Annotated in this window: 19 protein-coding genes; 13 read left to right on the top strand and 6 right to left on the bottom strand. The window is 68.5% G+C overall.

The genetic code is table 11. The features are described from left to right. Positions 1–25: 25 nt before the first annotated feature. Both ODR01_RS21570 and ODR01_RS21575 read right to left on the bottom strand, forming a co-directional pair. Positions 26–673 carry a thermonuclease family protein gene (locus ODR01_RS21570; protein WP_316979778.1) on the bottom strand — a complete coding sequence of 216 codons (648 nt, stop codon included), beginning with the start codon at positions 671–673 and terminating at the stop codon, positions 26–28. A gap of 736 nt (positions 674–1,409) precedes the next feature. Further along, positions 1,410–2,462, bottom strand: a complete 1,053-nt coding sequence (locus ODR01_RS21575; protein ID WP_316979779.1) for a S1C family serine protease — start codon at positions 2,460–2,462, stop codon at positions 1,410–1,412. Between the two features lie 252 nt (positions 2,463–2,714). Here ODR01_RS21575 and ODR01_RS21580 point away from each other — a divergent pair, with 252 nt between their 5' ends. Both ODR01_RS21580 and ODR01_RS21585 read left to right on the top strand, forming a co-directional pair. After that, positions 2,715–3,566, top strand: coding sequence for a hypothetical protein (locus ODR01_RS21580; RefSeq protein ID WP_316979780.1), 852 nt, complete (start codon positions 2,715–2,717; stop codon positions 3,564–3,566). A gap of 742 nt (positions 3,567–4,308) precedes the next feature. Then, a complete protein-coding gene (locus ODR01_RS21585) occupies positions 4,309–5,532 on the top strand; it encodes an MFS transporter (protein ID WP_316979781.1) in 1,224 nt (407 codons plus the stop codon). Between the two features lie 154 nt (positions 5,533–5,686). On the opposite strand, the gene ODR01_RS21590 is transcribed toward ODR01_RS21585, so the two are convergent. After that, complete coding sequence (locus ODR01_RS21590; protein WP_316979782.1) at positions 5,687–6,694, bottom strand: C45 family autoproteolytic acyltransferase/hydolase; 1,008 nt, start codon at positions 6,692–6,694, stop codon at positions 5,687–5,689. 89 nt (positions 6,695–6,783) lie between these two features. On the opposite strand from ODR01_RS21590, the gene purB reads away from it, so the two are divergent. Continuing rightward, positions 6,784–8,178 (top strand): adenylosuccinate lyase, encoded by a 1,395-nt coding sequence (purB, locus tag ODR01_RS21595; RefSeq protein ID WP_316979783.1) that lies wholly within the window; start codon positions 6,784–6,786, stop codon positions 8,176–8,178. An 18-nt stretch (positions 8,179–8,196) separates the two neighbouring features. Here the strand turns inward: purB and ODR01_RS21600 are convergent, their stop codons facing one another. Then, positions 8,197–9,117, bottom strand: coding sequence for an NADP-dependent oxidoreductase (locus ODR01_RS21600; protein WP_316979784.1), 921 nt, complete (start codon positions 9,115–9,117; stop codon positions 8,197–8,199). Positions 9,118–9,250: 133 nt separating this feature from the next. On the opposite strand from ODR01_RS21600, the gene dprA reads away from it, so the two are divergent. The 5 genes from dprA (at position 9,251) to rpmG (ending at position 17,146) form a co-directional block, all read left to right on the top strand. Then, positions 9,251–10,384: a DNA-processing protein DprA gene (dprA, locus tag ODR01_RS21605; RefSeq protein WP_316979785.1), complete on the top strand. Its 1,134-nt coding sequence runs from the start codon at positions 9,251–9,253 to the stop codon at positions 10,382–10,384. A 20-nt stretch (positions 10,385–10,404) separates the two neighbouring features. After that, positions 10,405–13,062 carry a type I DNA topoisomerase gene (gene topA, locus ODR01_RS21610; protein ID WP_316979786.1) on the top strand — a complete coding sequence of 886 codons (2,658 nt, stop codon included), beginning with the start codon at positions 10,405–10,407 and terminating at the stop codon, positions 13,060–13,062. Between the two features lie 7 nt (positions 13,063–13,069). Next, positions 13,070–15,250 carry a ribonuclease R gene (gene rnr, locus ODR01_RS21615; protein WP_316979787.1) on the top strand — a complete coding sequence of 727 codons (2,181 nt, stop codon included), beginning with the start codon at positions 13,070–13,072 and terminating at the stop codon, positions 15,248–15,250. A 156-nt stretch (positions 15,251–15,406) separates the two neighbouring features. Next, on the top strand, positions 15,407–16,897 hold the full coding sequence (locus tag ODR01_RS21620; protein WP_316979788.1) for a S41 family peptidase: 1,491 nt from the start codon (positions 15,407–15,409) through the stop codon (positions 16,895–16,897). A gap of 81 nt (positions 16,898–16,978) precedes the next feature. Then, positions 16,979–17,146: a 50S ribosomal protein L33 gene (rpmG, locus tag ODR01_RS21625; protein WP_316979789.1), complete on the top strand. Its 168-nt coding sequence runs from the start codon at positions 16,979–16,981 to the stop codon at positions 17,144–17,146. 123 nt (positions 17,147–17,269) lie between these two features. Here rpmG and ODR01_RS21630 read toward each other — a convergent pair whose 3' ends face one another. Both ODR01_RS21630 and ODR01_RS21635 read right to left on the bottom strand, forming a co-directional pair. Then, the gene (locus ODR01_RS21630) at positions 17,270–17,635 is read right to left on the bottom strand and encodes a response regulator (protein WP_316979790.1); all 366 of its coding nucleotides are present in this window, start codon (positions 17,633–17,635) and stop codon (positions 17,270–17,272) included. 460 nt (positions 17,636–18,095) lie between these two features. Next, complete coding sequence (locus ODR01_RS21635) at positions 18,096–18,818, bottom strand: Crp/Fnr family transcriptional regulator (protein WP_316979791.1); 723 nt, start codon at positions 18,816–18,818, stop codon at positions 18,096–18,098. A gap of 202 nt (positions 18,819–19,020) precedes the next feature. Here ODR01_RS21635 and ODR01_RS21640 point away from each other — a divergent pair, with 202 nt between their 5' ends. The 5 genes from ODR01_RS21640 (at position 19,021) to ODR01_RS21660 (ending at position 23,815) form a co-directional block, all read left to right on the top strand. Then, the gene (locus tag ODR01_RS21640) at positions 19,021–20,274 is read left to right on the top strand and encodes a ChaN family lipoprotein (RefSeq protein ID WP_316979792.1); all 1,254 of its coding nucleotides are present in this window, start codon (positions 19,021–19,023) and stop codon (positions 20,272–20,274) included. Between the two features lie 135 nt (positions 20,275–20,409). Further along, positions 20,410–21,018, top strand: a complete 609-nt coding sequence (locus ODR01_RS21645; protein ID WP_316979793.1) for a hypothetical protein — start codon at positions 20,410–20,412, stop codon at positions 21,016–21,018. Between the two features lie 126 nt (positions 21,019–21,144). Then, the gene (locus tag ODR01_RS21650) at positions 21,145–22,437 is read left to right on the top strand and encodes an adenylosuccinate synthase (protein WP_316979794.1); all 1,293 of its coding nucleotides are present in this window, start codon (positions 21,145–21,147) and stop codon (positions 22,435–22,437) included. A 10-nt stretch (positions 22,438–22,447) separates the two neighbouring features. Beyond that, a complete protein-coding gene (locus ODR01_RS21655; protein WP_316979795.1) occupies positions 22,448–23,200 on the top strand; it encodes an SDR family NAD(P)-dependent oxidoreductase in 753 nt (250 codons plus the stop codon). Positions 23,201–23,209: 9 nt separating this feature from the next. Next, positions 23,210–23,815 carry a DJ-1/PfpI family protein gene (locus ODR01_RS21660; protein ID WP_316979796.1) on the top strand — a complete coding sequence of 202 codons (606 nt, stop codon included), beginning with the start codon at positions 23,210–23,212 and terminating at the stop codon, positions 23,813–23,815. Positions 23,816–23,851 lie beyond the last annotated feature (36 nt).

Here is a 23,851-nt window from a genome sequence, read left to right on the forward strand (position 1 = left end):
CGGCCGCGCGGAGCCTTTTGCCCCCCTACTCCGGATTGGCCCGCCGCCAGTCCCACGGCGCCTCGAAGGAGCCGGCCCACAGGCCGGCGCCGCGGTGCTTCGCCTCGGCCTCCAGGGCGGCGTAGCGGGCGGAATACTGCCGGCCGGCGAGCGCCAGGCCGGAGCGCACCATCGCCGCGCCCAGATCGAGCCCGCCGGCCTCGCACGTGCTGACCGCCCAGCCGCCGGCATCGCGGACCTCGATGATGCAGGAGACCTGGCCGCCGGCCTCGGCCACCAGGCGCTTGAGGGCCGCGCTGGCCTCCGCCCCGCAGGGCCAGCTTCGGCCATCGGCCCGCGTGCAGGCCTGCCCGCTCTCGGGCGCGTCGACGCCGAACAGGCGGATGCGCTCGCCCTCCACCTTCAGCGTGTCGCCGCCGGTCACCTGGGCCGGCGGCCCGTCGAAGCGCGTGACGATGGCCAGGCTTTCGGGCCGCGCCACGGTCCAGGCGTGGCCGCCCAGCAGGGGGAAGGCCGGCTCGACGTCGCGCAGCCCGACGACGGCAAGCCCCGCCAGCAGACCGACGAACAGAAGGCCCCCCCACTCCCAACCCCGCGGCCGCCTGCACCCCGGCCGCCGCCGGCGGCGCCCGGATTCGAACAGCGGAACGATGGTTTCGCGAGTGTCCGCCATGATCGCCCCCTTGGGTTGACGGGGGGATTGTAGGCCGGTTCGGGAAGGCTGGCTGCGACGGCCGTCACAGGGGGGGGAAATATGCGTGGGGATGACGCCTTGATTTCTTTGTCACTCCCGCGAAAGCGGGAGTCCAGGACCACCGCTCCGTCGCTTGCCCTGGCCCCCCACCGCGAGCGACGCCCGCTCACCCTTACAGCAACCGCCCTTGCGGCATGGCGGCGGCGGGAATTACGGTGATGGGCAATGGGCGCGTGGCTCTGCCGGTCGATACCCCGTTCAACCGCGAAGGCGGTCGGGTCCACTGCGAATATTGTCCTCACTAAGTGCCAAGAGGGAACCGGATATATTGAAAGCTGAAGCGTAAAATGATGTAGATCGCTCTCGACAGATCTGTCCGGTTCGCGCTTAAATGATGAGCCCCCGGATATGGACTCCGGGGGCTCTGTTGGATCAACGGACGGCGGCTGTATTGAGGGTTTTGGAAGCCCGGCAGTCGCCGTTCGCATATGTAGTGTTTCACCCGACACCGTCGTCTACAATAAGACTGAAACGAGAACGTCGAAAAAAATTTGCTTGACTGTGCGATTTGCCGGTCCTGCGGAAAGTCCTTTCTCGCAGCGGGCGTGGATGAGGTTATTCCAAGCGATCAATGCATCTTGTCAATCGATTGCAGTAACAGTGCACGACTTCGATTGCTGTCACTGTAATCCCGTCTCAGGCGCGGGGCCGATGCCTATTCAACGCATCGAATGAAGACGGTGAACTGTCGGGCCTGGTCGCCCACATCGGCGACCGACATCGCTTTGCCGGGGGCAGCCAATCCATAGACGATCCCGTTAGCGTCAAGGAACGATTGAACGGTGGAGGTCTTGATGGCGAAGTTGACGTTCTGCGGTATGTCGCCGGTGATGCCGGCGACATGCAGGGCGTCCAGCTTGGAGCGGATAATACCCACAACCAGGCCGGTGTTGTCGAGCAAGGGCCCCCCGCTATTACCGGCTTGCACCGGCGCTGAAATCTGGAACATGCGGCTGTCATCTCGCAGACCCGTCAATGCGCTGATACTGCCGTTGGTCAGACTGCCCCCGGACGAAAGCGCGCCGCTGTAGGGGAACCCAAAAACGACGATCTCCTCTCCCGCTCTCACCGCCCGGCCCGAGCGGAATTTCGCGGCCGGGCCCGGCAAGCCACGAACCATCAACAGCGCGAGATCGTTGGCCGCGTCCGAGGCCACAACGGTACCCGGAAATTCCTCGCTGCCGACCCTGCGCACAGTGACCCGTTTGCAGTTTCCTGCAACATGGTGATTGGTCAAAACCTTGCCGTCTTCGGAAACCACGAAGCCGGTCCCACTGCTGGCCCTTGGCCTATCGCCTTCCTGCGAAACCGCAACGGGCGCGCGCGGCCCACTCGCGGGAGCGACAAGATGCGGCCGGCTTTGTTCTTCCGAAAGACCATAGGTGAAGCGAATGGGCTCGCCATCATCGGTAACGCCATAGCCGAAACCTGACAAGCTCGTGATGGCCTGGAACTGGATCGTGGCGCGCCGCCCGTCGTTGCAGGTAAGGGTGCCAACCCCGATCTTCGCTCCGGTGTAGTGGAATCCGCCGGTGCACAAGCCGCCGGTCGTGTTTGCCATGGTGATCGTCCCGGTGCGATCCATGTACCCGGTCGCAGTCCCGTCGTAACGCTCACCCGCGTTCCCGACGAGGCCGATCACCGGCTCCGTGACGCTGCATGCCGCCAGACCGAGGGCCACGGCTAATACCCCTAACACCTGTCTCATTTGTGCTCTTCCCGGTTCTTGAGGCGATGTAGGTGACTGGCAGCATACGCGCGTATCCCGGAGCAGACCATCCCCCCCCTCCCCCCATAAAGCCAGCGTATCCGCTTCGTCCCATCGACCGGTCGCGCCGCGCGGCGCCGGGGGCGAGCGGCTCGGGATCGCAGAACACCAGGGTCCACAGTTTGGGCATGGTGGTCACCTCTTGCCCGTGGGGGTTGAATGGAGGAGACTTGGCGCATGGGGAGGATGGGAATGGCGGAAGAGAGCGGGAAGACAGTCGAACAAGCCACGCTGCCGTGGGGGGTGCTGTTCAAGGCAGCGGGCGTGGCTGTTGGCGCCTTTATTGTTGCCGCCGTGCTCATCGTTCTCTTCGCTCCGAGCGTCTATGGCCCGGCCGCTGCCCTGCGCGACTGGCAGACCTTCCTGGCTGGCATCTTCGGCTTCGCCGGCTTGATCGCCGGCGCAGTGCAGGCGAGTGAAACCAGGGCTCGCGAGGCAGAACGGCACCGGGAGACCCTCGAACACAGCACCCAGCAACAGCGCTTGAAGTTTGAGCATGAAGAGGCACGCTGGGAGGCTGATCGCCGCGCTCTCGGTGGCGCCTTACTGGCTGAAATCATTCGGTTGAATCAACGCCTGACTTCGCTTGCCAAGGCTGCGGCTGCACCCGCCAAGCACAAGCCGTTCGGGCAGTATCCAGCGATCAAGCCGCTGCTCTTGCCGGAGTACAGTTCGCGGCTCGGATTGTTGAAGCCCGAACTCGTAACGAATCTCGTTGCCTTCTTTAGCTACTTTGAGAATTGCGAAGCAGAGAGGCTCGCTTTTGGGCAAGACAAGCTGTCTAAGCCCGACATTCCGTTTGCTGGCATATGCGCTAGCACTGCCCTTGGCGGGCTTGAATGCATCAAGCACCTTGTCAAAGTCGTCAAACTCTCCGAGGACGACGCAGAAGGCTTTCTCTTCTTGGCCTCGTTTCACACACTCCCAGACAATCTGCTCAATGCCATGAGTGACCCAAATGGGGCCTTGAAAGCGTTCGTGAACCGAATCCGCGAAGTGCAAAACAGAAAGTGGCCAAGTGTGACCATTGCGCCTTGGGTTTGAATTGTCGCTGGCGCGGCGAAGCCGGGCCATCCAGCAGAGCCGGATCGAAGTGAGGTGAGGTGGGCGACACCGGCATGTCCCCCACCTCTCCCCTTCCCTCTCCGCCCCGTTGGGGCGGAGAGGGAAGTTCTTTGCCGTCGTTCCGGGATGGTGCCGCCTGAACGACTGGATTCCGGGTTCGTCCTGCGGACGCCCCGGAATGACGGGGGAGAGTGGGCGGGCCGGCCCCTTTCCCTTTGTGCCTCTGTCGTGCAGGGTTTGCCGGTCCCAGATGCCGCCCACCGCCTTGGGCTCGTATTCGCCCAACCGAATTGACATTCCATCTATAATGTGCTATTATTCCTTTTTTAGATCTCTTAAAGGTAAATAGGCATATGTGCCGTCGCTGGAAAAGGGCGGCCACCTTCGCGACGCCGGACACCCGGAAAACCGCCGGTTCCAGATTCCGGCTCTCCGCCGGGCCGCGGCCAGCATGACGACAAGGGGGCTCCTGGCGACTCCACCCAACCCTTTGAAAACAAACCAAAAAAACTCCGAAATGACGATAAATGACGATAAATGACGATAAAATTTTTTGTGATTCTGCACTTTCCTTTTTATTTTCAATTCATTAACCGACATTAGCAAAACCGCATAATCGTCATTTCCGGCCCCGCCACCCCCCTCTTGGCGGCTTCCGCGCCGGCGAAAACCCGCTATGATCCCCGTCCCGCCGATGGCACCCGGCCCCGGAGTTTCCGCCTTGATCGTCGCGCTTCGCGTCTTCGTTCCCTTCGCGCTGGGCTATTTCCTGTCCTACGTGTTCCGCGTGGTGAACGCCGTCATCGCCCCCGACCTGGTGGCGGACCTGGCGCTCGATGCCGGCGCGCTCGGGCTTTTGACCAGCACCTACTTCCTCACCTTCGCGGCGTTCCAGCTGCCGCTCGGCATTCTCTTGGACCGCTTCGGGCCCCGGCGCACGGAAGCGGCGCTGCTGCTGGTGGCCGCCGCCGGCGCCTTCGTGTTCGCCGCGGCCCCCAACGCCGGCACCCTGGTCGTCGGGCGCGGCCTCATCGGCGTCGGCGTCTCGGCCTGCCTGATGGCCGCCTTCAAGGCCTTCGTGCAGTGGTTCCCGGCCGGCCGCCTGCCCCTCATCAACGGCCTCGAGATGGCGGTCGGCGGCATCGGCGCCCTGGCCGCCACCGTGCCGGTCGAGGCGGCGCTCACCGTCACCGACTGGCGCGGTGTCTTCTGGGGGCTGGGCGCGCTCACCGTCGCCGCCGCCGTCCTGGTCTACCTGATGGTCCCCGAGAAGGACGACGGCCCCGCCCCGCACGGCACGTTCCGCCAGCTGGTGGGCGGCGTCGTTCAGGTCATGACCAGCCCGGTCTTCTGGCGCGTGGCCCCGGCCACCTTCACCACCCAGGCCTCGTTCCTGGCCGTGCAAAGCCTGTGGGCCGGCCCGTGGCTGCGCGACGTCGCCGGGTACGACCGCGCCGGCGTGGCCAACGGCCTGCTGGTCATCGCCCTGGCCATGATGGCCGGCTTCATCTTCGCCGGCGGCATCGCCGAGCGCCTGGGGCGGCTGGGCATCAAGCCGGTGGCCGTCGCCATGGTGGCCATGAACACCTCGATCGCGCTCCAGGCCGGCCTCGTCTTCGGGCTGCCGGTGCCGCCGCTGCTCATCTGGTCGGCCTTCGCGCTGTTCGGCACCAGCGGCATCCTGGTCTATGCCGGGCTGTCGCAGACCTTCCCCAAGCACCTGGCCGGGCGCGTCAACACCAGCATCAACCTGCTGGTCTTCGTCGCCAGCTTCCTGTTCCAGTGGGGGGTCGGCGTCGTCATCGGCCTGTGGCCGGCGACGGCCGGCGGCGGCTACGACCCGGCGGCCTATCGGGCCGGCTTCGGCGCCGTGCTGGCGGTGCAGGTCGCGGCCATGCTGTGGCTGGTCCTCTTCCGCAAGGCGCCGCTGCCGCTCAAGGGGTGAACGGCGGCTCGCGGCCCGGCCGCGGCCTCCCCACCTCACCCGGCGCTAACGCGCCACCCTCTCCGCCCCGCTGGCGGCGAGGGTCCGAAGGCGCCGCGCGTTCCCTCTCCGCCCCACCGGGGGGGAGAGGGACAGGGTGAGGTGGGGAGGCCGCCTAAAGCCTGAACACTGCCGTCGCCGGGCTTTCGCCCTCGAAGCCCTGCACGGCCAGGCGCCCGGCCCCGGCGTTGGCGATGACGGCGACCCGCGTCGCGGCATTGAGGATGGGCGGCGCCACCCACGAGAAATCGGAGGAGACGTGCGACCGAATGCCTTCCATCCGATGGTAGCGCCCGACGCTGTCGCTGCCGCGCGCCCGGCCCGGCACCTGGAAACAGATCCAGTGGTTGGCGGTGCTGGCCGGTCCGTCGCGCACGGCGGCCCGCGTCTCCAGCCGCTCGATGGCGCAGCACTCCCCGGGCGCCAACCCGCTCAGGGAAAAGAAGGCGGGCAGGCAGACCGGCGTCTCGGCCAGCATCGCCTTGGCCTCGGCATAGGTGCGGCACTCGTCGAACGCCTTGCGCAGCAGGTGGACCGGCGGCAGCCCGCCCTGGCGCCAGATGCCCAGGCGGTTGGCCAGCCAGTCGAGCGCCATCAGCGGCGAGGTCCAGCGCATCGGCGGCTGGTTGATGGCGGCGGCGAATCGCCCCGGCGCCATGGCGGTGGTGACGCCGGCGAAGCCCGGCCAGGTGACGTTGAGGTAGCCCCCGGCGGCGGTTTCGTGGCGGCTGACCACCACCGTGCGGCCCAGGCCGTCCAGCGGCCAGTCGAGCGTGCGCAGCAGGCGGTTGCCGCCGGCCGCCGGGTCGGGATCGGGGCCGACGCCGGCCGTGCACGACCACTCGTAGGAGAGGTTGAGCATATAGACGCCGGGCGCGCCGATGCGGCTCGCCATGCCGGCGATCTCGCCGAGATAGGGATTGGCCGTCTTCTCCAGCCAGCGGCGCGAGGCCAGGTCGGCGGCGCGCAGCGCTATGGGGCCGTAATGCCGGCGGGCCGAATCCACCAGCTCGGCCAGCCGCTCGGGCGCCGCGTCGAGGGCGGCCAGCGCGCCCAGCCCGCCCGCCTCGATCAGCGGGATGGCGCGCGTCCGTGCCGGGTTCTCGGGGGATCGCGTGTCCATCGTTCCCATCATAACACGTCTAGGCAAACGCCCGCCGTTGAGTACAATCGCGCCTCGCCAAATCGCCAACAACACCGCGGAGACGTCCGATGATCCCCCGCTATTCCCGTCCCGATATGGTTGCCATCTGGGAAGCCGCCAACCGTTTCCGCATCTGGTATTTGATCGAGGCCCACGCCTGCGACCGGCAGGCCGAGCTGGGCGTCATCCCCAAGGCGGCGGCCGCCGCCGTGTGGGCCCGCGGCGACAAGCCCTATACGCCCGAGCGCATCGAGCGCATCGACGCCATCGAGGCGGAAACCCGCCACGACGTCATCGCGTTCCTGACCGAATTGGCCGAGCATGTGGGCGAGGAGGCCCGTTTCGTGCACCAGGGCATGACGTCGTCCGACGTCCTCGACACCTGCTTCGCCGTGCAGCTGGCCCAGGCCGCCGACATCCTGCTGGCCGACCTCGACAAGCTGCTGGCGGCGTTGAAGAAGCGGGCGTTCGAATACAAGCTCACCCCGTGCATGGGCCGCAGCCACGGCATCCACGCCGAGCCCGTCACCTTCGGCTTCAAGCTGGCCGGCTTCTACGCCGAGTTCGCGCGCAACCGCGAACGGCTGGTGACGGCGCGCAAGGAAATCGCCACCTGCGCCATCTCCGGCGTCGTCGGCACCTATGCCCACGTCGACCCCTCGGTCGAGGCCCACGTCGCCGGCAAGCTGGGCCTGGTGCCCGAGACCCACGCCACCCAGGTCATCCCGCGCGACAGGCATGCCGCCTTCTTCGCGACCTTGGGCGTCATCGCCAGTTCGGTCGAGCGCATCGCCATCGAGATCCGGCATCTGCAGCGCACCGAGATGCGCGAGGCCCAGGAATACTTCGCCCCCGGCCAGAAGGGGTCGTCCGCGATGCCGCACAAGCGCAACCCGATTCTTTCGGAGAACCTGGTCGGGCTGGCCCGCGTGGTCCGCTCGGCGGTGGTGCCGGCGCTGGAGAACGTGGCCCTGTGGCACGAGCGCGACATCTCGCACTCCTCGGTCGAACGCATGATCGGCCCCGACGCCACCGTCACGCTGGATTTCGCCCTGGCCCGCCTGGCCAACGTCATCGACAGGCTGGTGGTCTATCCCAACGCCATGGCCGAGCACCTGAATCGCTTCGGCGGCATCCACGATTCGCAGCGGGTGCTGCTGTTCCTGACCCAGAAGGGGGTCAGCCGCGAGGACGGCTATCGCATCGTCCAGCGCAGCGCCATGAAGGTGTGGCGGAGCTTCGGCATCGATCCCGACAACCCCGACAATCCGCCGGCCCTCAGTCCCGAGGACCGCGAGGCCGCCCGGCACCCCAACCGGCTGATGTACTTCCTCTCCCAGGACGAGGCGTTCACCGGCATCCTCGGCAAGGACGACCTGGCCGCCCTCTTCGAGGTCGACCCGATGGCCTACCACACCAAGCACATCGACATGATCTTCAAGCGGGTGTTCGGCAACGCGTAGGGGCGCCGCCCACCCGGCTCAGGTGTGGAAGACCAGCTTGCCGCGGAAGTGGCGGGCTTCGCTGACCCGATGCGCCATGCCGGCCTCGGTCAAGTGGAAGGGCGTGATTTCCGGCACCGTGACGGCGCCCGCCTCCAGCAGCTCGACGATGCGCGTGAGGTGCTTGCGGTCGCGCCCGACGCTGGGCCTGAGCGACTGGACGTCGGGGCGCGGTGAAGCGGGGGCGCTGCCGCCCGAGGCAATGAAGGCGGCCCGCCCGCCCGGCCTGAGCACGGCGAACGAGCGCGTCGCCACGTCGCCGCCGACGGTGTCGAACACGGCGTCGCATCCCGACACCGCCTGGGTGAAATCGACCTTCGCGTAGTCGATGACCTGATCCGCCCCCAGCCCCCGCACGTAGTCCACATTGGCGGCGCTGGCCGTGGCGATGACCCGCGCGCCCAGGTGCTTGGCCACCTGCACGGCGAAGCCGCCGACGCCGCCGGCCCCGCCCTGGATCAGGATGGTCTCGCCCCTCTTGAGCTTCAGCGTGTCCTCGACGCTGACCAGCGCGGTCAGCCCGATCAGGGCCACCGCCGCCATCTCCATGTGCGAGAAGCGGGAGGGCTTCGGCGCCAGGATGGCGGCGTCGATGGCGATCTTCTCGGCGTAGGCCCCTTCCTGGCCGGCGGCGCACACCCCGAAAACCTCGTCGCCGACCTTGAAGTCGGCAACCCCGGGGGCGACCTCGGCGACGACGCCGGAAAAGTCGCGGCCGAGGATGTAGGGGAACCGGGTGATCTTCGAATAACTGCCGTTGCGCACCTTCCAGTCGGCGCCATTCACGCTGGCCGCCTGGATGTCGACGATAACCTGGCCCGGCCCCGCCACCGGGTCCGGCATCAGGCCGTAGAACAGCTGCTCGGGTCCGCCCTGCGCTTCGATGAATGCCGCTTTCATGTCGTCTCCGTCGACCATCGGGGATTGGGGCGCCGATGGTGACGGCCGCGCCCTCCCCTGTCAACGCGCCCGCGTCTCCCGCCGTGACGGCCCCGCTTGACCGAACCGCGATAAGCCCGCAAGCTTGCGCGCAATGCGCGAGAAACCCGCCCGTTCGCTGTCGCCCGCCGAAAAACTCGACTGGCTGCGCCTCATCCGCAGCGAGAACGTCGGGCCTGTGACCTTCTTTCGCCTGCTCGACCATTTCGGCTCGGCGGCCGCGGCGCTGGACGCCCTGCCGCGCATGGCGAGGCGCGGCGGGCGGGCCGGCACGGTGCGCGTCGCCCCCGTCGAGGCGGCCGAGCGCGAGATGGAGCGGCTGGCCGCCCTGGGCGCCCAGTTGCTGGCCCGGGGCGAGCCCGGCTATCCGCCGCTGCTGGCCCACGTCGAGGACGCGCCGCCGCTGATCGGCGCGCTCGGCCATCCGTCGCTGCTGACCAAGGCGGCCATCGCCGTGGTCGGCGCCCGCAACGCCTCGGCGGCCGGCAAGCGCCTGGCCCGCGAGCTCGCGGCCGAGCTTGGCCGCGGCGGCCTGCTGGTGGTCTCGGGCCTGGCCCGCGGCATCGACGCCGCGGCCCATGAGGGGGCGCTTGCCACCGGCACGGCGGCCGTACTGGGCGGCGGCATCGACGTCCCCTACCCGCCGGAGAACGCCGCCATTTACGAACAGATCCGCGCCGAGGGCGTGCTGGTGTCGGAGGTCGAGCCGGGCACGGCGCCCCTGGCCCGCCACTTCCCGCGCCGCAACCGCATCATCTCGGGCATCGCGCGCGGCGTCGTGGTGGTCGAGGCCAACCTGCGTTCCGGCTCGTTGATCACCGCGCGCATGGCCCTCGAACAAGGTCGCGAGGTGTTCGCCGTTCCCGGCTCGCCGCTCGACCCCCGGGCGCGCGGCACCAACGGCCTGATCCGCCAGGGCGCCACGCTCACCGAGTCGGCCGACGACGTGCTCAGGGTTTTCGGCGAGCGCCGGATGCCGCCCCGCGCCGACGACGGAACGGCGCGGCTTTCCGCCGTTTCAGCGGCGAAACCCGCGGATTCTGACCTCGAAAAGGCGCGGGCCGCCATCATCGAAAGTTTGGGTCCGGTGCCGGTGACGGTTGACGAACTCCTCAGAAATGGCCAATTCTCCCCTGCCGTCGCCTCGGCCGTGCTCCTAGAACTGGAATTGGCGGGGCGCCTGGAGCGCCATCCCGGAAACCAAGTATCACTGATCCCTGAGAATTAAGGGTCGACCGGAAACCATTCATGCCCGAAAACGTCGTCGTCGTCGAATCGCCCGCCAAAGCCAAGACCATCAACAAGTATCTGGGCGGCACCTACACGGTGTTGGCCAGTTTTGGACACGTGCGCGACCTGTCGCCCAAGGACGGCTCCGTGCTGCCCGAGCAGGATTTCGCCATGGCCTGGGAAATCGACCCCAAGGCCGAGAAGCACGTCAAGGAAATCGCCGCCGCCTGCCGCAAGGCCACCCACCTGTTTCTGGCAACCGACCCCGATCGCGAGGGCGAAGCCATTTCCTGGCACATGCAGCAGGTGCTGGGCGAACGTGGCGCGCTCAAGGGCGTCGACGTCAAGCGCGTGGTCTTCAACGAGATCACCCAGGGCGCCATCGTCGACGCCTTCCAGCATCCGCGCGATCTCGACGAGAGCCTGGTCGAGGCCTATCTGGCGCGCCGGGCGCTCGATTACCTGGTCGGCTTCACGCTGTCGCCGGTGCTGTGGCGCAAGCTGCCGGGCAGCCGCTCGGCGGGGCGCGTGCAGTCGGTGGCGCTGCGCCTGATCTGCGAGCGCGAAACCGAGATCGAGAGCTTCACCGCCACCGAATACTGGTCGGTCGGCGCCGACTTCCGCAAGGAAAGCGGCGCCGGGCTCACCGCCCAGTTGACCTATCTGGACGGGCGCAAGCTCGACAAGATGGCGCTGCGTTCGGAAGCCCAAGCGCAAGCCGCCGTCGCCACCATCCAGGCGGCAACCTTCGCCGTCGACTCGGTCGAGCGCAAGAAGAGCCGGCGCAATCCGCCGCCGCCCTTCACCACCTCGACGCTTCAGCAGGAAGCGGCGCGCAAGCTGCACTTCAGCGCCAAGCGGACCATGCAGGTGGCGCAGCGCCTGTACGAGGGCGTCGCGATCAACGGCGAGACGGTCGGCCTTATCACCTACATGCGAACCGACGGCGTCCAGATGGCCAATGAGGCCATCGAGGCCTGTCGCAAGCTGATCGGCGGCACCTTCGGTGCGCGTTACCTGCCGGATACGCCGCGCATCTACAAGACCAAGGTCAAGAACGCCCAGGAAGCGCACGAGGCGATCCGTCCGACCGACGTCTTCCGCACCCCCGAGTCCGTCGCCGGCCATCTCAACGACGAGCAGCGCAAGCTCTATACCCTCGTCTGGCAGCGCACGCTGGCCAGCCAGATGGAAGCCGCGGTGCTCGACCAGGTGGCGGTCGACATCGCCGCCGCCGACCGCTCGGCGGTGCTCCGCGCGACCGGCTCGGTGGTCGCCTTCGACGGCTTCTACACGCTTTATCGCGAGGGCCGCGACGACCCCGACCGCGCTGCCGAGACATCCGAAGACGACAGCGAACGCATCCTGCCAGACGTCAGGGAAGGTGAGCCCCTGCGTACCGAGCGGGTGACGCCCGAGCAGCATTTCACCCAGCCGCCGCCGCGCTATTCGGAAGCCAGCCTGGTGAAGCGGCTGGAAGAGTTGGGCATCGGCCGGCCCTCCACCTACGCCACCATCCTTTCGGTCCTGCAGGACCGCGACTACGTGCGCCTGGACAGCCGCCGCTTCATTCCCGAGGACCGCGGCCGGCTGGTCACCGCCTTCCTGACCAGCTTCTTCACGCGCTACGTCGAGTACGACTTCACCGCCGAGATGGAAAACCGCCTCGACGAGGTGTCGGGCGGGCGCATCGACTGGAAACGCGTGCTGCGCGATTTCTGGGAAGCCTTCAGCCCGGCCATCGACGCCACCAAGAACCTGCGCACGACGGAGGTTCTCAATGCGCTCGACCAGCTGCTCGGCCCGCACTTCTTCCGCGCCGACGCCACCGGCGCCGACCCGCGCGCCTGCCCCAGCTGCGCCGACGGCCGCCTCAATCTCAAGCTGGGGCGCTATGGCGCCTTCATCGGCTGCTCCAACTATCCGGACTGCCGGTTCACCCGCAGGCTGGTGGTCGCCGGCAACGGCGACGACCCGGCCGAGCCGGCCGCCGACGCCGGCCCGCGCGTGCTGGGCACCGACCCGGCCACCGGGCTTGAGGTGTCGCTGCGCAAGGGGCCCTACGGGCATTATGTCCAGCTCGGCGAGGCCGTGACCGAAGAGGTCAAGGACAAGGACAAACCCAAGTCCAAGAGCAAGGCCAAAGCCAAGACCAAGCCCAAGCGCGCCTCGCTGGCCCGCAACATGGCGCCGGCCGACATGGACCTGGCGCGCGCGCTGGCGCTGCTCGACCTGCCGCGCGAGATCGGCCGCCACCCGGAAAGCGGCGAGCCGATCATGGCCGGTCTCGGCCGCTTCGGACCCTATCTCCAGCATGCCGGCAGCTATGTCTCGCTCAAGGGCGAGGACGACGTGCTGACCATCGGGCTCAATCGCGCCGTCGCCCTGATCGCCGACGCGCCGGCCAAGGCGCCGGCCAAGACGGTGGGCAACCATCCCAAGGACGGCAAGCCGATCACGCTCCGCACCGGCCGCTTCGGGCCATATGTCAAGCACGGCGCCCTGATGGCCACCCTGCCCAAGGGGGTGGAAGCCGATACCCTGACGCTCGAGAAGGCCGTCGAAGTCCTGGCCGCCAAGGCGGCGCGGGGCGGCGGCAAGGGGGGTGCCAAGGGCGGCCGCAAGGCGCCCGCGCCACGCAAGATCGCCAAGCGAGGGGCCGCCGAAAGCGGCTGATTCCCGGTTGGCGTCCTCCTCCAAGCCCCTGCCGCCGTTTCCCAGCCGCGAGCAGATCCTTGCCTACATCCGGGAGCACCCGGGGAAGGTGACGCGGCGCGAGTTGGTGCGCGCCTTCGGCCTGAATTCGTCGCAGCGCCCGCAGCTGCGGGCCGTCCTCAAGGAGTTGGAGGCCGGCGGCGACATCGCGCGCGATCACGGCCGCGCCGTTCGGACCCACGACAAGCTCCCCGCCGTCACCGTGGTCGAGATCGTCGGCGTCGACGAGGACGGCGACCTGCTGGCCCGGCCGCTTACCGAGGCCGACAACCCCGCCGCGCCGGTCATCTACATGGCGCCCGAACGGCGCGGCCAGGCGGCGCTGGGGCCGGGCGACCGCGTGCTGGCCAAGCTGACGAAACGGACCGGCAACGTCTACGAGGGGCGGACCATCCGGCGCATCGCCGCCCAGGCGGAAGCCGTGCTCGGCGTCTTCGAGCGGGTCGGCGGCGAGGCGCGCATCCGCCCGGTCGAGAAGGGAAACCGCCACGACATGGTGGTCGCCCCCGGCGAAACGAAGGACGCCAAGCCCGGCGATCTGGTGCGCGCCGAGGTGCTGCCCGGCCGGCGACTCGGCCTCAGCCGGGCCCGCGTCGTCGAGCGCCTGACCAAGGGAAACCCGCCGCTCGGCCTGATCGCGCTTTACGATCACGAGATCCCCATCGACTTCCCACCCGACGCCCTGACCCAGGCCGCCGCCACCATGGCCGCGCCGCTGGGCGAGCGGGCCGACCTGCGGGACATCCCGCTGGTCACCATCGACGGCGCCGACGCCAGGGACTTCGACGACGCCGTGTGGGCCGAGCCCGACCCCGATACCCGCAACCCCGGCGGCTGGCACCTGCTGGTCGCCATCGCCGACGTCGCCTGGTACGTGCGGCCCGGCGATGCGCTGGACCGCAGCGCCCGGGAGCGCGGCAATTCCGTCTATCTTCCCGACCGGGTGGTGCCGATGCTGCCCGAGGCGCTGTCCAACGGCTGGTGCTCGCTGAAGCCGGGCGAGGACCGCCCGTGCCTCGCCGCCCACCTGTGGATCGACGCCCAGGGCAAGCTGCTGCGGCACCGCTTCGTACGCGGCCTGATGCGCTCGGCGGCGCGCCTCACCTACGAGCAGGTCCAGGCCGCCCGCGATGGCGCCCCCGACGCCGTTGCCGCGCCGCTCCTCGAATCGGTGGTCGGCCCGCTCTACGGCGCCTACCGGGCCCTTTCCCTGGCCCGCGAGAAACGGGGCGTGCTGGAGTTGGACCTGCCGGAGCGGCGGGTCGTCCTCGATGGCGCCGGCATCGTCACCGCCGTCGAAACCCGAGCCCGCTACGACAGCCACAAGCTGATCGAGGAATTCATGATCGCCGCCAACGTGGCGGCCGCCGAATCGCTCAGCCGCTCGAAAATTCCCTGCATGTATCGCATCCACGACGTGCCCAGCGAGGAGCGCCTGGAGGCCCTGCGCGAGGTGCTGGAGGGCATGGGCCTGAAACTGCCGCGCGGCCAGACGGTGAAGCCCGCCCAGTTCAACCGCATCCTGGCCCGCGTCGCCGGTACGACCGAGGCGCAACTGGTCAGCGAGATGATCCTGCGCACCCAGGCGCAGGCCGAATATTCCCCCGACAACATCGGCCATTTCGGGTTGGCGCTTTCCAAGTACTGCCATTTCACGTCGCCCATCCGCCGCTATTCCGACCTGCTGGTCCACCGCGCGCTGATCCGCCGATTCGGCCTGGGCGAGGGCGCCCTCGAAGAACCGCCGCCGGACTTCGCCGAGGTCGGGCAGCACATCTCGGGAACCGAACGGCGGGCCGCCGCCGCCGAGCGCGACGCGGTGGACCGCTTCGTCGCCCAGTTCCTGGCCGGCCGCGTGGGCGCCGTGTTCGCCGGCCGGATCAGCGGAGTCAGCCGTTTCGGCCTGTTCGTCAAGCTGACCGAAACGGGGGCCGACGGGCTGATCCCGCGGCGCAACCTGCCCCACGACACCTACATTCACGACGAGCGGCGCCAAGCCTTGCGCGGCCGCCGCTCGGGCGTGGAGTACCGCCTGGGCGACGCGGTGGAAGTGATGCTGGCCGAGGCGACGCCGATCACCGGCGGCCTTCTCCTGCATCTGATGGAAGGTGGACGGGCCAAGTCTTCCGGACGCCATCCGCGGGGTTAAAAATACGTTAAGAAATCGCGGACACAGAAAAGAAACAGGACGTGACGGGCGGCCAAAAATAGGTACAATCCGCCCATTATGGGGGGGCCGCGCTCTTTCCTGCGATGTCTTTGCCTAGCCGCCGCGACGACTGTCGGCGGCTGCGCCGGTTCCGGCGTGGCGCCAGCCGGCGTCGACGCCTTTCCCGCCCAGGCGGCGGCCGAAACCTTCGCGGCCGGCTACAGCAACATCGCCAACAAGTACATCGACTCGGTGCCGATCGGCGACCTCGCCATGGAGGGGATGCGGGGGCTGGGCGTTATCGATCCGGCGCTGACGGTGCGTCTGGCCGATGGACAGGTCGTGCTGGCCGCCGGCGACGGCGACGTCGCGCGCTTCCCGGCTCCTGCCGACGACGATGCCAGCGCCTGGGCCGCCCTGACCGTCGACGTCTCGCGCGCCGGCCGCCGCGTTTCCGGCGACCTGCGCCAAGCCTCGGTCGAACAGATCTACGAAGCGGTCTTCGACGGCGTCCTGTCCCGGCTCGATCCCTATTCCCGTTATGCCGGCCGTGACGAGGCCGGCCGGAATCGCGCCAACCGCGACGGCTTCACCGGAATCGGCATTCGCTTCCAGGTCAAAGACAACCAGGTCCGCATCACCGAGGTCATGGAAGAGACGCCGGCGGAGGTGGCGGGGCTGACGCCTGGAGACCGCATCACCCACGTCGACGGCGCGGCGACGACCGGCATGTCGTCGGCCGACGTGACCGAGCGTCTGCGTGGGCTGCTGGAAACCCCAATCAGCGTCACCGTCGCGCGCGACGGCGCCGAATCGCCCCTGACCTTTGCGATGATGCGGGCCCATATCGTTCCCACCTCGGTCACCGCCGCCTTCGAGGATGGCTTGCTGACCCTGGCCGTGCACCGCTTCAACCGGGCCACGGCGGACGTCGCGGCGCGCAAGATCGCGGCGGCGCGCCGGCTCAACGGCAACGCTCTCGCCGGCATCATCCTCGACCTGCGCGACAACCCCGGGGGCCTTTTGAAGCAGGGGATTCGCCTGGCCGACCTGTTCGTCTCGCAGGGCGAGATCCTCAAGACCCAGGGTCGCCATCCGGATAGCATGCAGTACTACGAGGCCGAGGATGGCGACATCACCGGCGGCCTGCCGCTGGTCGTCATGGTCGACGGCCGCTCGGCGTCGGCCGCCGAAATCGCCGCCGCGGCGCTGCAGGACAGGGGCCGCGCCATCGTCATCGGCACTACCTCGTTCGGCAAGGGCACGGTGCAGACGGTCGTCCGCCTGCCCAACGACGGCGAGTTCACGCTGACCTGGTCGCGCTTCGTCATGCCGTCGGGTTACCTGCTGCATGAACTGGGCGTGCATCCGACGGTGTGCACCAGCGGCACATCGGCGCAAGGCGCCGACCCGCTCAAACCCCTCATGGCGGCCCGCGAAGAGGCCGCCGGCATCCTCGTCGCCTGGCGGACGGTGGCTTTTGCCGACGGGGCCCGGCGCCAGGAGCTCCGCGCCACCTGCCCGGCCGAACGCCGCGCCGAACCCGGCGATCTCGACGTGGCCCGGCACCTGCTCAAGGACCGCCCCCTCTACGCACGGCTTCTGGAGTTGGCCAACCCGGTGGCGACGGCGGCAGCGATCCGATGACGCAGGGCCTTGACAGGCGCGGCGCGGCCTGTATGGTGCGCCGCTTGAAACGTAACTTCTGACTCGGACGGAATTGGGAAAATGGCGAAGCCCAGCACCATTCTCGTGAAACTGGTCAGCTCGGCAGACACGGGCTTCTACTACGTGACCAAGAAGAATCCGCGCACCCAAACCGAGAAGCTCCAGCTCCGCAAGTACGACCCGGTGGCGCGCAAGCACGTTGTCTTCAAGGAAGGCAAGATCAAGTAGCATCGCCCACGGCCACGCGCCGCGGGTTCGGTTCGCGCCGCTCCGCCCCCGGGATGGGAGCGGGCGGTTTGCGCTGTCCGCCGCCCATGACCGGATGACGGCCGCCGTGCGGGCGAAATGAAGTCAGGCCAGGAAGCGGCCCAAGACCGCCAACAGCGAATCGATGGAATACGGCTTGGCGAGGAAGCCGTCGCACCCGGCGGCGCGGATCTCCTGCTCGTCCTCGGCCATTGCGCAGGCCGTCACCGCCACCACCGGAATTCCCTTCAACGCGAGGTCGCCCTTGATGGCGCGGGTGGCGTCCAGGCCCGAAAGGCCGGACAACCGGATGTCCATGAGGATGAGATCCGGCGGATCGCGCCGAATCGCCGGCAGCGCCTCTTCGCCGCTGCGGAAGCACACGGTGCTGTAGCCCTCGGCCTGCAGGAGGTCGTCGAGCAGCTTCAGGTTAAGCTCGTTGTCTTCGACGATCAGAACGGTTCGTGTCATGGCCCGTGGCATCCGCTCAGCCTCCCGCCCCGCCGACGGGCCGGCCGCCACCGATCATCGGGAACCGGCGGAGTCCTGTCAAACCCCGGGGCAAAAAAAGAGGCCGCAACGCGCGGCCTAGTCTGCTCTTGAGGGAAGATCGAATGGGGAAAACCGGGAAGAGGACGATGGCCTCGTAAAGCTGTTCAGTTCAGCGCGATGACGAATTGTTCCGTTGACGACAGGAAGGCCATCCAGACGAGGACGAGGGAAAGGGCGACTGCGAACGCCTTTGCGGTTGCCATGATGCCTCTCCTTTCGGCCTTCCGACCGGCCACCGCGGCCGGACCGTCAGTATCGATAGGATGGCGCAAGATACCCGCCCTGCATGTGACGCCAGTCACACGCCCCAAAAAATCGTCGGCGGCGCCGAAATGCGCCACAACCCATGCTGATTACGGGAGACGATGCGGCCGGCCCTTTACAGGCCGCGGACTTCCTCGACCATTTCCTCGAGGCGCTCGACGTCGCGGATGATCAGCGAGTCCCGGGTCCGCTCGAGGATTCCCTGGCGGGTGAGATCGCTGAGCACGCGGGCCACCGTTTCGCGCGTCGTGCTGACCCGGCTGGCGATGTCGGAATGCACCGGAATCGGCGCGATGACGGCGGTGTTGTCGTCCTTCACGGTGTCGCGGGCCTGGCGCAGCAGTTCGGCCTGCACCCGGTTGTTCGCGGCCAGCGTACTGAGATCCATGATGCGCTCGGTCGAGGCGCGCACCATGCGGGCCAGACGCTTCATCACACGCAGCGCGATCGAGGGATACTTTTCCAGCGCCTCGACGAAATGGCGTTGCGGCAGGGCGACGATCAGGCTGTCCTCGACGGCCAGCACGGCGGCCGAGCGGGGCTGGCTGTCGATCGCCGCCAGTTCGCCGAAGTGGCCGCCGGCCCCGATGTCGTCCAGCGTGATCTCGCGTCCCGACATCGAATAGTTGACGATCCGCACGCGGCCGCGCACGACAAAGAAAACGTCCCGGGTATCGGCCTGGCGGTCGAAAACCTGCGTGCCCGCCCGAAACGTCTTGAAACGGCAAAGCTCCTCGATCTCCACCAGTTCATGTGGCAGGAGATCCGCAAGTAAATCCACGCCTTTGAGAAGCTTCGGGCCCGGCTCTGCCAGAAGCGTCTGCGTGTCGCCGGCCATCCATCCTCCCGGCCGCGAGGCCGAACCCCTCATGTGCGCTCCCCTTTCCGCGGGAAACGCGCCGTCAAGTATGGCATCCATCTTAACCATTGGGACAGCAAAAAAATGTGGGGGTAATCCTTGGAGGGCCGCGGGTGACCAGGGAGCTCGCCCCCGGGCATCCCTTTCCCGGCCGGCCGGCGGTCGCCATATTAGGGGCGCCATGAGAACCCACCTGCTTCCCTTTGTCAGCCTGCTGTGCGCCTGCGCCGCCGGCTCCGGGTCCGGCGGCGACCCCGCGCCGAACGCCGCCTGCCCACCGGCCCCCGGCGGCTGGCTGGCGCCTGCCACCGGACGGCCGGTGGCCCTTCCCGCCCTCCTCGACACCCTGGCCGGACGGCCCGCCGTGGTGCTGGGCGAAACCCACGCCAGCGCCGAGGACCATCGCTGGCAGTTGCACACCCTGGCGGCCCTGCACGGCCGGTCCCCGGACATGGTCCTGGGCTTCGAGGCCTTTCCCCGGGGCCTGCAATCGGTCCTCGACCGCTGGGTCGCCGGCGAGATCGACGAACGGACTTTCCTCGAGCAGTCGGAATGGGACGAGGTGTGGGGCTTTCCGTCGTCGCTGTACCTGCCGCTGTTCGACTTCGCCCGCATGCACCGCATCCCGATGGTGGCGCTTAACGTCGAGCGGGCGCTGGTGGCCCGGGTCGGCAAGGACGGCTGGGACGCCGTTCCGGCGGATGCCCGCGAAGGGGTCGGCACGCCGGCGCCGGCCAGCCCGCCCTACGTCGCCGCGCTGGCCCGCGTCTTCGGCGAACACCGGCCTTCGGCGACGGCCGAGGCGACCTCCGCCGACGATCCCGCCTTCCGGCGTTTCGTCGAGGCGCAGATCACCTGGGATCGCGCCATGGCCGAGGCCATCGCCGCCGGCCATGCCCGCCCCGGCGGGCCCCTGGTCGTCGCCGTCGTCGGACGCGGCCACGCGGAATACGGCTTCGGCATCCCCCACCAGTTGGCCGACCTCGGGCTGCATGGCACCGCCGTCCTCGTCACCTGGCCGGCCGGGCGCGATTGCGCCGAGCTTCTTCTCGACGGCAAGACCGCGGTGGCGGACGCCGTGTTCGGGGTGGCGACCGAGGCCGGCGAGGCAGCCCCGCAGGGGCCCCGGCTGGGCGTCCGCCTGGGCCAGGCCGACGGCGGCGTGCGCATCGAGGACGTGGCGGCCGACAGCGTCGCCGCGGCGGCCGGCCTGAAAACGGGCGATCTCGTCCGTGAGGCGGCGGGCCGGCCGGTCGGCCGTCCCGGCGATCTCGCCGCGACCATTCGCCGCCAACCCTACGGAACGTGGCTGCCCCTGAAGGTCGAGAGAGACGGCGCCCTGCTGGACCTGATCGCCAGGTTCCCGGCCAGCCCCCATCCTCCGCTGGCCGGTCCGAACCCGCACCGCCGCCCCGGCGCCGGAACCCCGCCTTGAGCGGCATCGCCACCGGCCGGCCGCGCGCACTTTATTGACAGCGTGCGGGCAAGTCCCCATCCTGATGCTAACAAGCGGCGCGGCGCCTCCGCCCCCCATTGGGGTGAGGGGCGTATACCCATGGAGGACAAGACAATGAGACGCCTTCTGATCGGGTTGGGCCTGGTGAGCCTTTCCCTTTGCGGTCCCGTGGCCGCCCAGGAGCCCAACCAGGGGCTTCTCAATGCCGTTTCCTACGACCGCATTCCGGCGGGCGTGGCGGTGACGGTCAGCCCGCTCGACAATTCCGACGACAATCTCATCCTCCAGCAGCGCTTCGAGACCGAGCTGCGCGCCCATGGCTACACGGTTTCGACAGATGGCCCGCTGGTTCTGACCTTCGGCACCCGCGATACTGTCGGCGCTTACCTGGACCGCAACCCGCGCCATGTGCTCGAACTGTCGGGCGGCGGCGGCCGCGGTGGCGGCGAGGACGCGCGCGCGCGCGTCAACGTGTTCGACAGCAGCGGCGGCGGCCTGGTGAACCCGGGCAGTGGCTCGGGCGACACCACCATCGTCACCCCCACCCAATACCGCCTCGACGCCACCATCGACGAACGCGCCAGCGGCCGCCGCCTGTGGCAGGGGTGGGCGACCGCCAACCTCGAGCAATCGGACGGGCTGGCGCTGACCACGATCATGGTTCCGGTGATCGCCCAGCACGTCGGCCAGACGGTTCGGCAGAAGCCGTTTCCGATCCAGTAACGCCGACCGGCGGCGGCAGCGATATTCCGGTCAATTCCGTTTGCCGTGATCGGTAAATCCGGGTAAACGGTCTCGGCGCGCGCCGGATGCCGGCGACCGCAAATCAGTTAGGGGAGACTTGAGCGAATGGCCAATGTCGCAGTCGTCGGCGCCCAGTGGGGCGACGAAGGCAAGGGGAAGATCGTCGACTGGTTGTCCGAGCGGGCCGAAGTAGTGGTGCGCTTCCAGGGCGGCCACAATGCCGGGCATACGCTGGTCATCGACGGCGTCACCTACAAGTGCCGCGCGCTGCCCTCGGGCGTCGTGCGCAAGGGCAAGCTGTCGATCATCGGCAACGGCGTCGTCCTCGATCCCTGGGCCCTGATGGAGGAGTTGCGCGAACTCGAGGCGCTGGGCGTCAAGTTGACGCCCGAATCGCTGCAAATCGCCGAGAACACGCCCCTCATCCTGCCGGTCCACAGCAACCTGGACCAGGCGCGCGAAAAGGCGCTGGGCAACGCCAAGATCGGCACCACCGGGCGTGGCATCGGCCCCGCCTACGAGGACAAGGTGGGCCGCCGCGCGATCAGGGCCGGCGATCTTGCCGAACCCGCCCTGCTGCCCGAAAAGGTCGACAAGCTGCTGCTCCACCACAACGCCCTGCTGCGCGGCTTCGGCCAGCCCGAGGTCAAGCGCGACGACGTGGTCAAGCAGCTGCTCGACATCGCGCCCAAGATCACGCCCTACGTCGGCGTCGTTTGGCGCACGCTCGATCAGGCCCGGAAGGCCGGCAAGCGCATCCTCTATGAAGGCGCGCAGGGCATGCTGCTCGATATCGACCACGGCACCTATCCCTATGTCACTTCGTCGAACACAGTGGCCGGCCAGGCCGCCGCCGGGTCGGGCCAGGGGCCGGGCGCCATCAATTACGTGCTGGGCATTTCCAAGGCCTACACCACGCGGGTCGGATCGGGTCCCTTCCCGACCGAACTGCACGACGACATCGGCAAGGGCATCGGCGAACGCGGCCGCGAGTTCGGAACGGTCACCGGCCGGCCCCGCCGCTGCGGCTGGTTCGACGCCGTCCTGGTGCGCCAGTCGGCCAAGGTCAACGGGCTGCACGGCATCGCGCTCACCAAAATGGATGTCCTGGACGGGCTCGACGAGCTCAAGGTCTGCGTCGGCTATACGCTGGACGGCGAGAGCCTCGATTATTTCCCGGCTTCGGCCGACAAGCAGGCCCGCGTGGTGCCGATCTACGAGACCATGGAAGGCTGGAAGGACAGCACGCGCGGCGCCCGCTCGTGGGCCGATCTGCCGGCCACCGCCGTCAAGTACGTGCGCCGTATCGAGGAACTGATCGAGACGCCGGTCGCGCTGCTGTCGACCAGTCCCGAACGGATGGACACCATCCTGGTCCACGACCCGTTTGCCGACTGACCGGCGCGCCATGAACCGCATCGACCTCAAGGGCCGCGCGGCTGTCGTCACCGGCGCCGCCAACGGCATCGGCTATGCGGCGGCCGGGCGCCTCCTCGAATCGGGCGCTGCGGTCAGCCTGTGGGACTTCAACCGCCAGGCCCTCGACCGGGCGGCCGCTGCGCTGGCCCCCAAGGGCGACGTGCAGGCGGTTTTCGTGGATTGCGGGGACGAGGCCGCGGTGGCCGCCGCCCACGCCGCCACGCTCGCCCGCTTTCCCGCCGTCGACATCCTGGTCGCCAACGCCGGCGTCGCCGGCATCATGAAGCCGTGCCTGGACTATACCCTTGAGGACTGGTCGCACCTGCTGCGCAACGACCTGACCAGCGTCTTCCTGACCTGCCGCGCCGTCGTCCCGACGATGGTGGAGCGCGGCTACGGCCGGGTCGTCATCGTCGCCTCGGTGGTCGGCCTGGAAGGCGCCCCCGGCAACGGGGCCTACGCCACGGCCAAGGGCGGCGTCATCACCTTTGCCAAGACGCTGGGCCGCGAGCTGGCGAAGACGGGCGTGCTCGTCAACTGCACGGCGCCGGCGGCCATCGACACCCCGCTGCTTGGCGATCTCAGCGCCGAGTATCTGGTGGGCGTGGCCGAGAAAACGCCGATGGGCCGCCTCGGCACCGCTGAGGAGGCGGCGGCCCAGATCGCCTGGCTGGCCTCCGAGGACTGCTCGTTCAGCGCCGGCGCCGTCTTCGATCTTTCCGGCGGCCGCGCCGATTATTGAGCCAAGCCAATGGCCGGAGCACCCCGCACCGTCGGCATCTACGTCTACGACGAGGTCGAGGTGCTCGATTTCGCCGGCCCGTTCGAGGTCTTTTCGGTGGCCGCCCGGCTGGCCCTGCGGACGGCTCCCACCGAGCCACCCCCCTTCTCGGTGGTGACGATTTCCAGGACCGGCCAGCCGATCGCCGCCCGCGGCGGGCTGGTCGTGGTGCCGGCCTGCGCCATCGACGCCCATCCCGGCCTCGATCTTCTGATCGTGCCGGGCGGTGTCGTCGACGGCGAGCTTCGGACCGATGTCATCGAGTGGATCTCGCGCCAGGCCGGCAGAGCCGAAATCGTCGCCTCGGTCTGCACCGGCGCCTTTCTGCTGGCCGCCGCCGGGTTGCTTCGCGGCCTTCGCGCGACCACTCACTGGGAGGATGCCGCCGATCTCGCGGCCCGCCATCCGGAAACCGCCGTCATAGAGGACGTCGGCTGGGTCGACGAAGGCCGCATCGTCACCTCGGCCGGCATCTCGGCGGGGATCGACATGTCGCTGTACCTGGTGGAACGCCTGCTGGGCCGCCCGGCGGCCGAACGCACCGCCCGCCAGATGGAATACCGCCGGCGCCCCTGACATCGACGGGAATCCGCGCCCGCCGACCCTTTCCAT

It is taken from the genome of Shumkonia mesophila (assembly GCF_026163695.1).
GTDB lineage: Bacteria > Pseudomonadota > Alphaproteobacteria > Rhodospirillales > Shumkoniaceae > Shumkonia > Shumkonia mesophila.